Source organism: Sulfitobacter sp. AS59, from assembly GCF_038899995.1.
GTDB lineage: Bacteria > Pseudomonadota > Alphaproteobacteria > Rhodobacterales > Rhodobacteraceae > Sulfitobacter.
The window spans coordinates 198,218-212,862 of sequence record NZ_JBBMQK010000002.1; the positions used below are offsets into that span (position 1 = coordinate 198,218).

Sequence of the window (14,645 nt, forward strand, 5' to 3'; positions counted from 1 at the left end):
TTTCAGTTGCCGCTATGATCCGACCCGGGAGGACCGACAAGCCGTCAGGCTAAATCGGTCATTTGAGTGTTAAGATCCTTGAGGGAGGAAACGATGTCCAACGCAGCCAAAACCTATCCGCCGTCTACCGAAATGGCTGAGGGTGCTCATGTAAACGCGGCAAAATACGACGCGATGTACAAGGCGTCGATCGAGGATGCAGACGGGTTCTGGCGCGAGCAAGCGCAGCGCGTTGACTGGATGACCCCCTTTACGACCGTCAAAGATGTGGATTTCACCTTGGGTCAGGTGAAAATCAACTGGTTCGCGGATGGAGAGCTGAACGTCAGCGCCAACTGCATCGACCGCCATTTAGAAAACCGCGGCGATCAGACAGCGATCATTTGGGAACCCGACAACCCCGAAGAAGCCGCCCAGCATATTACCTACCGTGAACTGCATGCGCAGACCTGCAAAATGGCCAATATCCTGCGCGACTTGGGCGTGGGCAAAGGTGACCGGGTCGTCATCTATCTGCCGATGATCCCCGAAGCGGCCTATGCCATGCTCGCCTGCGCGCGGATCGGTGCCATTCATTCGATCGTCTTCGCAGGCTTTTCGCCCGATGCTTTGGCCTCAAGGGTCAATGGGTCAGAGGCCAAAGTCGTCATTACCGCCGATTACGCCCCCCGCGGCGGCAAGGCCACACCGCTGAAAACCAATGCCGATCAGGCGCTTTTGCATTGCAAGGACAGCGTCAAATGCTTGGTCGTCAAACGTACCGGCGGTCAGACAACTTGGACCGAGGGCCGCGATTTCGATTATAAGGCGCTGGCCAAGGATGCCGCCGACACCTGCGCGCCCGAAGCCATGAACGCCGAAGATCCGCTGTTCATCCTCTATACCTCAGGCTCGACCGGTCAGCCCAAAGGCGTGGTGCATTCCACAGGCGGCTATCTGGTCTATGCCGCCATGACCCACGAGATCACGTTCGATTACCACGATGGTGACGTTTATTGGTGCACGGCTGATGTCGGCTGGGTCACGGGTCACAGCTATATCGTCTATGGCCCGCTCGCCAATGGCGCGACCACACTGATGTTTGAGGGCGTGCCGACCTATCCGGACGCCAGCCGTTTCTGGCAGATCTGCGAAAAGCACAAGGTTAACCAATTCTACACCGCCCCCACCGCGATCCGCGCGTTGATGGGCAAAGGCGCCGAATTTGTCGAAGGGTGCGATTTAAGCAGCCTGAAACTGCTTGGCACCGTGGGCGAGCCGATCAACCCCGAGGCGTGGAACTGGTACAATGATGTCGTCGGCAAGGGCAAATGCCCCATCGTTGACACGTGGTGGCAAACCGAAACCGGCGGCCATTTGATGACCCCCCTGCCCGGTGCCCACGCCACAAAACCCGGTGCCGCGATGAAGCCGTTTTTCGGCATCGAACCAGTCGTACTGGAGCCCACCACCGGCGAGATTGTCGAAGGGGACGGCGTCGAAGGTGTGCTATGCATTGCCGACAGCTGGCCCGGTCAGATGCGCACCGTCTGGGGCGATCATGAACGGTTCGAAAAGACCTATTTCAGTGACTACAAGGGCTACTACTTTACCGGTGATGGCTGCCGCCGTGACGAAGATGGTGATTACTGGATCACCGGTCGCGTCGATGACGTGATCAACGTGTCGGGCCACCGCATGGGCACGGCCGAGGTCGAAAGCGCGCTGGTTGCCCACCCGAAGGTCGCCGAGGCAGCGGTGGTTGGATACCCCCATGACATCAAAGGCCAAGGCATCTATTGCTATGTGTCTTTGATGGCGGACGAAGAACCTAGCGAAGAGCTGCGCACCGAGTTGCGCAATTGGGTCCGAACTGAGATCGGCCCCATTGCGTCGCCCGACCTGATTCAATGGGCACCGGGTTTGCCAAAAACCCGTTCCGGCAAGATCATGCGCCGTATTCTGCGCAAGATCGCCGAAAACGACTTTGGCGCGCTTGGCGACATCTCGACGCTGGCAGAACCCGAAGTGGTGGACGAGCTGATCGAAAACCGGATGAACCGCTAACGCCATTTGCGGCGCGGAAAGTTATTTATCTAGACCACAAGGGGCATCTTATCGGGTGCCCCTTGGCTTATCTGCGATGCTCAAGCACAGAATGGTCACCGATAAAGCGCGTGAATTTTATGGACCCCTTCATCGTCCAGGGGTTTGAAAACATAGCCGTTGATCGACGCAAGCTGCTCTGCCTGCTCCATATCGCGCGGGTTGCTAGAGGATGTCAGCATCATCACAACCATGCTTGGTCGCTGGGTACCGGCCTCGATCAAGCTTTCAAGCTCAACTATCGTTTCAAAGCCGGTTTTGCGCGGCATGTTGACGTCCATCAAAATCAGCAAAGGGGTATCTCGCACCTCCGCCTGGAAATCGCCGTTTTTGAGTTGGCCCAGAAAATCGTCGCCGTTATCCGCTTCGAATATCTTGCCAAAGCCACCGGCCTTGGCCAAACGCCTGCGAACGATATAGCGATCCGTTACGTTGTCATCGACAATGACCACCGGAATGTCAGTCACAGGCAGGCTCCATGATTGGGAGGGTAAAGGTAATCGTGGTTCCGTCCCCTTCGACGCTGGTTATATCAATCGACCCACCCAGCCGTTCGACCTGTTTTTGGACCAAGGAAAGCCCCAAACCATCACCGCTGCGGTCATCCAGCCTTTTGAACATTTGAAAGACCTTGGGCAAATTCGCTTGCGAAATGCCAATGCCGTTATCCGAAATAGAAATCTTAACACCGCAAGGATCGGGTTCGCTTTTCACGCAAACCTGATGCTTTGGTTTCGACGCATCAACATAGCGCAGCGCATTGGACAGCATATTTTCGACGATCACCTTAAGTGTCGGCAATTCAGTCACGACCGGCCCTTGATGGGTGAAATCAAGCAGCAGTTCTGTGTCACTGGTGTCGCCTGTCAGATCGACCCAAATTTCCTGAATAATCGTGCTAAGCGAAACTGCCGTGGCAGGCATCCCATCGCGGCCCGCGCGGGCGATCTGCAAAACGCCTTCGACTTTGCTCGCACTGCGGCGGCTGATTTCAACGACCTTGCACAGGTTCTCGCGTACGTCCTCAATGCTCCCTTCATCCAAATCCTCGATACATAGGGTCAAAAGCCCGGTGATTGAGGATAAAGGCGCCTTGAGGTCGTGGCTGGCACTATAAGCGAAATGGGACAGCTCGACGTTCAAGGCGGCCAGTTCGGCGCTTTTCTCTGCGACTTCCTCGGCGGCAGCCACACGCTCTGACAAATCCACGATCGTGCTCATCACCAAGGTGCCCGTGGGGGCATCAACAGGGGTCAGTGAAATTTCAACGGGAAAGCGGGTGCCGTCACTGCGCCGCGCAAATAGATCCCTGCCCAGCCCCATAAACCGTTCCGTGCGGTTGTTCATAAAACTTTCGATATAAACCGGGTGGGCGCGGCGGAATTCTTCGGGGATCAGCATTTCGACGGTGTGGCCCAGCAGGTCGTTTTCCTCGTATCCGAACAACCTAGATGCGGCTTTGTTGACGAAAACGATTGTACCGCGCCCGTCGACCATCACCATGGCACAGGCAGCAGCATCCATTGCGCGGTGCATCCGTTCTTCGTGAATTTTGCGGTGCCGGATGTCGATTGCAGCAACCAGTGCCATCGTCTCGACCCCGTCGGTGACCGGTTCAAGGCCCAGTTCAAGCGGGATCACCTTGTTGGATTTGGTCACCCCATACAGATCACGCCCGGCGCCCATGCTGCGTTTGGTCGATGCGCGGCTATAGGCATTGCGCAGCTCTGGATGGTGGGCGCGGATCGATTCAGGCACCAACGCCTCAACGCTAAGCTCGCGGATTTCCTCTATCGTATATTCAAAAAGCTCTAGAAAATCGTCATTCGCCAGCAACAGCTTGCCATCGCTGGCAACCAAGAGCATCGGCACAGGGGAAATATCAAAGGCCAGACGGTACTTTTCGATAATCGACACGCGGTTCCCTTCAGCAACGAGATGGCTGTTCCAACGATGGTTCACCATTCAGCTAAGCCGTCACAGTTAATATTTCGTTGGTTACAGCTGCCCCGACGCACCCCCGCCCCTGATGTTTTGTCGTCTGGACAATCGCGCCTGCCCGTGGCACCGCTGCGTCATGACAGATCGCTTGCATCACTTTGACCCCGCCACGAACGACACGGCAGACCTGCGCCGCGCCTTTGGGCGGTTTGCCACAGGTGTGACGGTCGTTACTGTTCAAACGCCACAGGGCCCGTTGGGAATGACGGCGAATTCCTTTTCGTCGGTTTCGCTGGATCCGCCCTTGGTGCTTTGGTCGCCCGCGATATCGTCAAAACGCCATGATGCTTTCGCCGCAGCATCGCATTTTGCCGTGCATATCTTGGGCGCAGATCAGCAAGCCCTAGCCGATCATTTCGCCGCAAATGGCGACGGGTTCGATCAGTTCGACTGGTCCGCGGGGCCGAATGGCGCGCCGACCCTCGGCGGGTGCCTGACCACGTTTCATTGTGATACATTCGCGGTACATCCCGCTGGCGATCATTCGGTAATCCTGGGGCAGGTCACCCATGGGTCGTATAGCACCGACGTCAATGCGCCTGCGCTGCTGTTTGAGCAAAGCAGGTTTGGCAGTTTCAGCGCGAGTAACCGCCTGACTTAATAGTCTTTTTCAAAGAATACCCCGATACCTGTATTGCCATCTGATCCGACCGTGCCTTTGGCGGTCAGGCTTTTGCTGATGTCCAGATTGATCGAAATATCGGCTGACCCATCCGACGCCGCTGTCACATCGGTATAGACGTTGTCCGAGATATATTTCCCCGCGCGCACGGCGGTTGCGCCATCGTCCGTGGTGGTCACATCCAGATCATCCAGACCAAACCCGGCCCGCAGGTTCGAAATCACCCCCGCCCCGCCACGGCCCGCAAGCGTCGCAACGGCGTTGGCCAGTTGCAGCGCCTGAAAGGCTGAAATCTCGGATATATTACGCCCGAACAACAGTTGCGCCAGCACCTCGTCTTGCGGCGATGCCGGGGTCGATTCAAACGACACCTCGGGCGATGTTGCAGGGCCCTCGATGATAATCCGCACCTCGCCGGTTTGGGTGGTCGTGGCGGTGACAAAGCGCAGATAAGGCACCAGATCGCCCTGAAACTGCACCGCGCCCTCGGTCAGGTCAAACCGCTTGCCCAAGATATCCAGCCGCCCCCGGATCAGGTCGAAACGGCCCGCCGAAATCATGCGGTTGGTGGTGCCGGTCAGCAAAAGGCTGCCGCCCAGTTCCGCATCCAAGCCGCGCCCACGAACGAAAATGCGGTTCGGCGCGTTGATCCGCACGTTCATGCCATAGCCCGGCCCGCTGCTGGTATCGGTCGCGTCGGAGCCTGCGTCAGCGCCGTTCAACCCGGCCTTATGTCTGGTCGCGATCACATCAGCCGGTGCGCCGATAAAATCGATCTGCGGGATGTCACCAATACTGGTCAGGCCCGTCGATGGGACGGTCACGCTGGTTTCGCCCACATCAATCTGTCCTTCAATCCGCGCCCCGCCACTCAGAGGGCCGGCAAACCGCAAGTTCCCATTCAGCGAGGTGCGATAAAGCGAGGGATCAATCAGCACCAGATTGTTCAACACAATCTGCAAATCCGCCGTCATAGCCCCGGTCAAGATCACCGCACCACCGACCGTGATCTGGCCACCCTCGGCGCTGTCCGCCGACAGATCAACCTGCGCGCGGTTGTTGCCTATATCGATACTGGCCGCGATACTTTGCAGCGCAACCCGCAGGTTGGGCGCAGAAAGGGACGCATCCGAGGTGCGGATCGTGCCCGTCACCGACCCCAGCTGCGGTGGACCATTCACGCTTAGATCAAATGTCGCCTGCCCCTGCAGGATGCGCGGCGCGGTAAAGGGGGCGGACAGGCCCAGCGGGGCATTCCCGTTGATATCGATGTTCACCGTGCCATCAGTCCCCACCACGCCCGCAATTGTCGCCTGCGTGCCAGCGGGGCCATCGGCATTGGTATTCAACCGCCAGCCTGCATCCTCTTGCTGCGCGGTGCCGGAAACATTCAGCGGGCCGTTTAACTGGGGCACCAAGGCGGCCAGATTGGGGATCGTCACATCATAGGTTAATGCCGGTGCCGCGCCGGTCACCAGCCCTTGCACCGACGCGCGGGCGGCATATGGCCCGGTTGCATTGGTATCGACCGCTATACCATCCGGCGTTTGCCGGATCGATCCGGTGGCGGCCAGCGGGCCGGATACACCCGGCACCACAGGCTGCACATCCGGCACAGATACATCAAAGGTCAGCGACATATCAGGGCCGGTTGCCAAGCCTTCAACCATTGCCCGCGCGCCATAAGGGCCCGTGGCGGACGTATCGATAAAGAAGCCTTTGTCGGTCTGACGCAGCCGTCCCGTAGCATTCAACGCGCCATTCACCTGTGGCACAACACGGTTCACCTCGGGCAGCGCTGCATCAAACGAAATATCGATCATCGGTGTCAAGGCACCCTGCACAGCAAGCTGCGCAGCATAGGGGCCAGACGCCTGCGCATCGATCACAAAACCCTCATCCGATTGCTTCAGATTGCCTGTCGCGGTCAGTGGGCCGTCTACCTGCGGCGCAAAGGCCTGCACGCGTGGGATGTTTGCCTTAAAATCTATATCAAGCGGCGTCAGCAAGCCCTTGACCGTGGCCGATACATCCTCCGGCGCTGCGGCATTGGCATCGACCTGCCAGCCTGCGGGCGTTTGGCGCACTATGCCGTCTAGGGCCACCTTGCCTCCGACCGGTGCATCGGGAACGAAATCTTTGATTTCAGGCACTTCGGCGGCGAAGTTAAGCACCGCATTCGGCCCTGTTGCCAGCCCCTTGGCCGTTAGCGCGGTATTGTATGGGCCGTCAGCGCTGGCATCGACGGTCCAACCACGGGTGTCTTGATCAGCACTGACGTTTAGTGTCACGGGGCCGGAATACTGCGGCGCAATCAACGCGATATCCGTCAGTTCAGCCATGAACCGCGCTTGCGAATTATTGCTGCGCAGTTCTGCACCACCGGTGGCCGTCACCGCCGCATTCTCAAGCGATAAATCCCGCACGAATGTGCCCGTCTCATCGCGCGAGGTTGCAACGCTTAGGGTCGTTTCACCGACCAGCACGGCATCCGCTTGGTCAATCCCAACCTTCAGATCGCGCGTCAGACCAATAATATTCAGATCAAACATGCCATCCAGCGGCTTGATCTGCCCCGCAACATCGACATGTGCCGCGCCGCCCAGATCGCGACCGGAAAGGGCGGAAAAACGGCTTATATCATCAGCTTCCAGCCGCATCTTAAGCTGCGTCAAAAACTTGTCGGACGGGCCGGATATGCTGGCATCGCCGGACAGGCCATAATCGGCACCTGCCAGATCAAGCCCACTGATCTGCACCGGCTGGCCGGTAGTATAGGCAATATTGACGCGGCCATTTAGTGTCTTTCCCAAAGCTTCGGAAATGGCCGCCTTGGTCAGGGTCAGCCCCGAAGTAGAAAAACCAACATCGCCGTCAAATGCCCCTACCGTGCCGGACTGTTCCGCCAGCGTCCCGGTCAGGTCCAGACGGCTGCGATCAATGGCCAGCGCGTCTGTCGCCAACCCATCCACGTTAAACACCGCCGTGATCGCATCGCCATCATCGGCGTTATACTTAACGTCCAAATCCATCCGCCGGACATAGGTGCTGGCCCCTGCCACAGGCAGCAACACACGTTCACCATCCGTCGCGGCGACGGTTCCCGTAATATCAATCACGCTTGGCCATTTGTTGCTGTTCAGGGTGACCTTACCCCGCAGCCGCGCCGCTTGGGCGTTCAGGGCGAAATCGCTGACCTCAAACCCGCCATCTGCCTGCACCACCGCATCAAAGGTCAGCCCCACATCGGTGCCAAAAAACGCGCGATATTGCGACAAGATCAATGCCGTTACATCGCCGCGCAGATCGGCCTGAATACGGCGATCGGGATCATCCGCCGCGCCTTGTTCGGCCACGTTAACCTGGCCGGCCAGACGCGCGGCCCCATCGGTCGACAGGTTGATATCAGCATTGAAATCCGACAACGGCCCCTGCCCCGCAACCGTCAGCTCAACCGACGGCTCGTCTGGGATGTTAAGGGACCGTGAAAGGATGCCTTGTTGCTCTTCCGAGAGGTTAATCAGAAGGTCCAGAAATCTGTCACTGCGGTTCAGGTTTGCCGAAACCTTGAACGCGCCTTGCTTTCCATCGGTGCGCACCGCGTCAACATCAACGGTCGCCACATCGTCGTTCAGTTTCGCTGTGGCCCGCAGGCTCATCTGCGCGGCCTCGCCCAGAATAGGTGCGCCCAGCAAAATCTCCTCGACCTCGAAATTCGCCACATCAACGGCGACGGGCAGATCGGGGATCGTTGGAAAGCTGAACGGTTTCGCCTCGGGGTCGGGCAATGTGTTGTCTTGGGCAGCGGGCAAACGCGGCACCGACAGGCGCTTGGCGGTCAGCGCTTGAACCTCAAGCCGCCCGCGCAGCAGCGCAGACCGGTTCCAGTCCAGCTCGACGCCTTCGAGGGTCAGCCACACCCCTTGATCATCGGCAATCGTCATCTGATCGAATGTCGCACGCGAGCTAAGCGCGCCTGCGAAACCATCGATGCTGACTGTCCGGCCCGCCCCGCTTAGCGCGTTCTGGATGGTGCGAGTCAAAAAGCCTTTGTCATCCTCTTGGGCTGCAACCCCCGAGGCCAAAAGCATCATGCAGGTGAAGATTAAGCTGCGCAGAAAATGGATCAAAACGATTGTCCAATGCCGATATAAACCTGAAAATTTTCGTCCGTTTCGGGCCCGGATGTTGGCACCGCGAAATCGACGCGGATCGGCCCGATGCCCGTGGCATAGCGCAGACCGATCCCCGCGCCCGAATGCCACCGGCCCGAGCCGTCAATGAACTGTTCGGACCCGACATAGCCCGCATCGACAAAGGCCACGACGCCGATTTTGTCGCGCAGGGCCACGCGTGCCTCGGCTGACAGACCAGCGAAACTGCGCCCGCCGACGGTGTTACCACCCCCAAGATCAACGCCAAGCGTCTGATAGGGGTGCCCGCGAACACTGCCGCCCCCGCCCGAGTAGAACAGGTAATCCGCCGGCGACTGCGCCAGCGTTGGCCCGTAGACCGACCCAAGCTGCCCGCGCAGGGCGAATGTTACCGGGCGTGTGGTGCCAAACGTCTTATACCCGCGCAGATCGACATAGCTGCGCACGCCGTTCGCCGATCCGGACAGGGCAACAAACGGGGTCACGCTTGCCTTGGCATAAAACCCGTCTTTGGCGTCCAAACGGTTGTCACGGTAATCATGTTCGGCGGTCAGCGGCAGCGTCAAAAGCGTGTATTTTTGCATGCCGAACGCATCACGCGTTTCCGCCGTGCGCAGGCCGACGCCCAAGGTATAGGTCCGCTCGGCGCTGGCGATCCGTTCGATCCCCGTCTCAAGATCAAGCTGACGGGAAAAATAATTCACTTCGTCCAGTTGTTCGATCTCGGCAAAGGCATAGAAATTCGTGTCGGCATTAAAGGTCGCGGGGCGTTCAAACCGCGTCGACAGCCGGTAATCCGTACCACCTGAACTGCCGCCAATGCCAGATACTTCGCCCTCGACCCGCAGGTTTTCCGCGCCGCCCAAAAGGTTACGGTGCATCCAATAGCTGCTGACGCTCAACCCTTCGAGGGACGAAAGCTCGGCCCCGAAGCCAAACCGGCGTGGGGGTGCGTCGGCGATTTGGGCTGTGATAGGCAGAATGTCAGGCGCTGTGATCTGGTCCGCCTCGATCATTGCGACCGAACTAAACGCGCCAGTGCGGCGTAGTCGGGTGGCTGCCAGATCAAGCTGTTCTTGGGAATATACCTTGCCCGTGGGCAGGCCGGCGATCTTGAGAATACGGTTGCGGCGCACGGCACTTTCGCCTTTGACCGTCAGCGCGCCAAAGCGCAGGCGCGGACCGGGGTCCAATCGTAACCGCGCGCTGATCGTGCTGTAGGTGACCCGCGCAGTCAGCTGTTGTTCGGTCAAAGCCGCCTTAGCGTACCCTTGATCCCGCCAGCCGGTGATGCCCCTTTCGACCGTGGTTTGCAAAATACTTAAACGCGCAGGCTGGCCCACGGCGAACCCTTCGGGCAGTTCGGTATCCGGGGCGACAGGCGCGATATCGGCCTTGGCAAAGGTAAATTTCTTGCCGGGCTGGATGGCGATCACAGCGCGGTTGATCTGTGCAGGTGGCGATACAGGCGCGATGGCAGACACATCGACGCCATCGACAGTGATCTTGATGACAGGGGCGAAATAGCCCTGATCATACAGCACGGCCAACACTCTGGCATAGTCGGCTTGCGCGGCGGCGAGGAGTTCTTGGGTCGATGGGGATGCGTCTTCTGCGGTTTGTTCACGCAGCAGCGACCCGCCCAGCACTGCATCATAAAGGTCAGACCCTTTTTCGATACCCGTCACATCCAACGACGCGGCATGACCGACCGAGCTGCCCCAGACAATTGCCACAGCAGTGCCTGCAGCCCGCAAGCCCCTGAAAAAACCGTCTGGTGTTGAACGCGCCATGCGCCCCCCTCGTTTGCGAAGACCGAAACCTGATAAGCAACAGCTAGTCCGATTAACCGGTGCGTCAGCATATCGTGAAATAATACTTTGCTTCATAGTTCAAACGAACTGCTGGCAGCAAACACTCTGCTGGGCCAAATCACAATTGTGAACGCGTAATCTGTTATTTGCCGTCGGATGGGCGGGTTCCTGCAGATACGCACCATATTAGACAGGTTTAGAACGTAAAACGCCCGCCAAGGCGATGCTTGGCGGGCGTTCTTAAAGGTATCGTTCGGACCGATCAGGCAGACTTGGCCAGATCGCGCAGAACATAGTGCAAAACGCCACCGTGTTCGATGTATTCAATCTCGATCGCGGTATCGATGCGGCACTTGATCATGATTTCTTTGACCGAACCGTCGGCCATTGTGATCGTGCAAGGTACTTCTTGCAGCGGCTTGATCGTATCCAGACCGGAAATCGAAACGGTTTCATCGCCGGTCAACCCAAGGGTTTTGCGCGTGTCGCCGTTGGTGAATTCGAACGGGATAACGCCCATACCAACAAGGTTTGAGCGGTGAATACGCTCAAAGCTTTCGGCGATCACGGCCTTGACGCCCAGCAGTGCGGTACCTTTCGCCGCCCAGTCGCGCGAGGACCCGGCACCGTATTGTTCACCACCAAAGATCACCAGCGGCGTGTCAGTATCCTGATAGGCCATTGCCGCGTCAAAGATCGACGTTTGTTCGCCGTCAGGCCCCTTGGTATAGCCGCCCTCGACCCCATCCAGCATCTCGTTCTTGATACGGATGTTGGCGAATGTGCCGCGCATCATGACTTCGTGGTTACCGCGGCGCGAGCCATAGGAGTTGAATTCACGCACTGGCACTTGATGCTCAAGCAGGTACTGACCGGCAGGTGTGGTTTCCTTGAACGAACCCGCCGGGCTGATGTGGTCGGTTGTGATCATGTCACCCAAAACGGCCAGTACTTTGGCCCCTTCGATATTGGTGATCACGCCCGGCTCTGGCGACATATTTTGGAAATACGGCGGGTTCTGCACATAGGTCGATGCAGGTGGCCAGTCGTAGGTCTTGGCGTCCGTGGTCTCGACCGCTTGCCATTTTTCGTCGCCTTTGAACACGTCGGCGTATTTCTCTTGGAAGGCTTCGCGCGTCACGGTCTTTTCAACCAGTTCGGCAACTTCCTGCGTGGTTGGCCAGATGTCGCGCAGATAAACATCGTTGCCGTCCTGATCCTGACCCAAAGGTGCGTGTGCCAGATCGACGTTCATGTCACCCACCAGCGCATAAGCCACAACCAGTGGCGGCGACGCCAGATAGTTGGCGCGCACGTCAGGGGAAATACGGCCTTCAAAGTTGCGGTTACCCGACAGGACCGACGTACCGATCAGGTCGTAATCGTTGATCGCCTTGCTGATCTCAGGCTCAAGCGGGCCAGAGTTACCGATACAGGTCGTGCAGCCATAGCCAACAAGGTTAAAGCCGATGGCGTCCAGATCTTCTTGCAAGTTTGCGGCCTCAAGATAGGCGGAAACCACTTGGCTGCCTGGTGCCAGCGACGTCTTGACCCAAGGTTTGCGGGTCAGGCCAAGCGCGCGCGCTTTGCGTGCGACCAGACCGGCACCGATCATCACGTATGGGTTCGATGTGTTGGTACAGGATGTGATCGACGCGATCACGATGGAACCGTCGTGCAGCTGGTAATGACCATCATCGGTCATCACATAGCCGCGGTTGTGGTTGCCCTCGTCGCCGGGAATATCCTGTGGCTCTGGCTGACCGCCCTCGCCTTCCCAACGTACCTCGGAAGCGTGTGACGCATCTTTGCCTTCGCGGACACCTTTGACGTAATCCGCAAATGCGGTGTGTGCAGAGGTCAGCGCGATGTAATCTTGCGGACGCTTGGGGCCGGAAATCGCAGGCACGATGGTGCCCATGTCCAGCGACAATGTGTCGGTGTAGATTGGTGCGTAATCCGCGTCGCGCCACATGCCGTTTTCCTTGGCATAGGCTTCGACCAGTGCAATGCGGTCTTCTTCGCGGCCCGTGGTGCGCAGGTAACGCAGGGTTTCGCCGTCAATCGGGAAGAAACCACAGGTCGCGCCATATTCAGGGGCCATGTTGGCGATGGTCGCGCGGTCGGCCAATGGCAGATGGTCCAAACCTTCGCCGTAGAATTCGACGAACTTGGAAACCACGCCTTTTTCGCGCAGCATTTCGACGACTTTCAGCACAAGGTCGGTACCGGTGGTGCCTTCCATCATGCGGCCTGTCAGCTCGAACCCGACAACTTCGGGGATCAGCATCGAAATCGGCTGGCCCAGCATTGCGGCCTCAGCCTCGATCCCGCCAACGCCCCAGCCCAGAACGGCCATGCCGTTGACCATGGTGGTGTGGCTGTCTGTACCCACAAGCGTATCAGGATAGGCCACTTCGACGCCGTTTTGGTCTTTGTCAGTCCAAACGGTTTGCGCCAGATATTCAAGGTTCACCTGGTGGCAAATGCCGGTGCCGGGGGGCACAACGCGGAAGTTGTTAAACGCCTTCTGGCCCCACTTGAGGAAGGTATAGCGTTCGATGTTACGCTCGTATTCACGGTCAACGTTCATTTGGAACGCGCGCGGGTTGCCGAATTCGTCAATCATAACCGAGTGGTCAATGACCAGATCAACAGGGTTCAGCGGGTTAATCTTGTCAGCGTCACCGCCCAAGGCAACCAGACCGTCACGCATCGCGGCCAAGTCGACAACCGCCGGAACGCCGGTGAAATCCTGCATCAAAACGCGCGCCGGACGATAGGCGATCTCGCGCGGGTTCTGGCCGCCCTTGGCGCCCCATTCGGCAAATGCCTTGATATCGTCGACGGTGACAGTTTTGCCATCCTCGAAACGCAACATGTTTTCCAACACCACCTTCAACGCAGCGGGCAATTTCGAGAAATCACCAAGCCCGGCTTCCTGCGCGGCAGGAATCGAATAATAAGCGATAGATTGGTCGCCTGACGTCAGCGTCTTGCGTGTCTTGGCGGTGTCCTGCCCAACAATAATGGTCATGGAAGCTCCCTTCGGTGGGTTGATAAGATTGGTGGCTTGGGGCCTAAATGCAGTATTGCGCGGCGCGTTTCAACAGTTATCCATCATGTAAATCGCTTTTGTATACCATTGTGTACAGAAATTGACGCAAATTCGATAAAACCTGACGTTACAGCGCTTCAACAAAGCTTGAGTGGTAATTAATCCGCACCCGGTCTACAAAAAACCACCTTGTGAAAGTGGCCTGATCGATGAAATTCCTGTTTTCCTCCCTCCTCGTTTTGGGCCTTGCGTGTACGGCACCGGTACATGCCCAAGATCGCCCCGTGGTGGTCGAACTGTTTACCTCGCAAGGCTGTTCCTCCTGCCCGCCAGCAGATGAGATATTGGCCGAACTTGCCGGGCGCGACGACGTAATCGCGCTGGCGCTGCATGTCGACTACTGGGATTACATCGGCTGGAAAGACCAGTTTGGCGACCCCGATCATGCCACGCGCCAGCGGGCCTATGCAGTGGCTGGTGGCAGGAAATCGATTTATACGCCCGAAATGATTATCAATGGCATAACGGATATCGTGGGCGCAAAACCCATGGCCGTGGCCCAGGCCATCGTTGACCATAAAAATGATCCAGCACTTGTTGATCTAACCCTGACGCGCAGCGGCGATAGCTTGCAAATCAACGCCGAAACGCTGCCCGGTGCCAAGGGGCCGTTCACGGTGAATTTGCTGCAATACATCCCCGCGCAAAAGATCCATATCAAACGTGGTGAAAACGCAGGTCACGCCTTTTCCTATCATAACATCGCCAAAGACTGGTCGATTTTGGGTGATTGGGCGGCGAATGCCCCGCTGATCCTAACCACCCCGATTGACGGCGGCCTGCCAGCAGTTGTGATTATCCAGCAAAGCGGTGCAGGCCCCATCGTGGCAGCGGCCCGCGTAAAATAATCG

Annotated in this window: 8 protein-coding genes; 3 read left to right on the top strand and 5 right to left on the bottom strand. The window is 57.9% G+C overall.

The features are described 5' to 3' along the window. Positions 1-93 precede the first annotated feature (93 nt). Positions 94-2,046: an acetate--CoA ligase gene (gene acs, locus WNY39_RS05210; protein WP_342844616.1), complete on the top strand. Its 1,953-nt coding sequence runs from the start codon at positions 94-96 to the stop codon at positions 2,044-2,046. A gap of 95 nt (positions 2,047-2,141) precedes the next feature. On the opposite strand, the gene WNY39_RS05215 is transcribed toward acs, so the two are convergent. Together WNY39_RS05215 and WNY39_RS05220 are read right to left on the bottom strand one after the other, a co-directional pair. Then, entirely contained in the window at positions 2,142-2,552 is a 411-nt protein-coding gene (locus WNY39_RS05215; protein WP_342844617.1) for a response regulator, read from the bottom strand. After that, positions 2,545-4,050, bottom strand: a complete 1,506-nt coding sequence (locus WNY39_RS05220) for a PAS domain-containing sensor histidine kinase (RefSeq protein WP_342844618.1) — start codon at positions 4,048-4,050, stop codon at positions 2,545-2,547. Before WNY39_RS05220 ends, WNY39_RS05215 begins: the two co-directional genes overlap by 8 nt. 112 nt (positions 4,051-4,162) lie before the next feature. Between WNY39_RS05220 and WNY39_RS05225 the strand changes: the two genes are divergently transcribed. Beyond that, positions 4,163-4,687: a flavin reductase family protein gene (locus WNY39_RS05225; protein WP_342844619.1), complete on the top strand. Its 525-nt coding sequence runs from the start codon at positions 4,163-4,165 to the stop codon at positions 4,685-4,687. Here the strand turns inward: WNY39_RS05225 and WNY39_RS05230 are convergent. The 3 genes from WNY39_RS05230 to acnA form a co-directional block, all read right to left on the bottom strand. Then, positions 4,684-8,838 carry a translocation/assembly module TamB domain-containing protein gene (locus WNY39_RS05230; protein ID WP_342844620.1) on the bottom strand — a complete coding sequence of 1,385 codons (4,155 nt, stop codon included), beginning with the start codon at positions 8,836-8,838 and terminating at the stop codon, positions 4,684-4,686. The two genes, WNY39_RS05225 and WNY39_RS05230, sit on opposite strands and share 4 nt — an antisense overlap. Further along, on the bottom strand, positions 8,835-10,655 hold the full coding sequence (locus tag WNY39_RS05235) for an autotransporter assembly complex family protein (RefSeq protein ID WP_342844621.1): 1,821 nt from the start codon (positions 10,653-10,655) through the stop codon (positions 8,835-8,837). The genes WNY39_RS05230 and WNY39_RS05235 overlap by 4 nt, the downstream gene beginning before the upstream one ends. Positions 10,656-10,938: 283 nt before the next feature. Further along, positions 10,939-13,713, bottom strand: a complete 2,775-nt coding sequence (acnA, locus tag WNY39_RS05240; RefSeq protein WP_342844622.1) for an aconitate hydratase AcnA — start codon at positions 13,711-13,713, stop codon at positions 10,939-10,941. Between the two features lie 230 nt (positions 13,714-13,943). Here acnA and WNY39_RS05245 point away from each other — a divergent pair, with 230 nt between their 5' ends. Beyond that, a complete protein-coding gene (locus WNY39_RS05245; RefSeq protein ID WP_342844623.1) occupies positions 13,944-14,642 on the top strand; it encodes a DUF1223 domain-containing protein in 699 nt (232 codons plus the stop codon). Positions 14,643-14,645 lie beyond the last annotated feature (3 nt).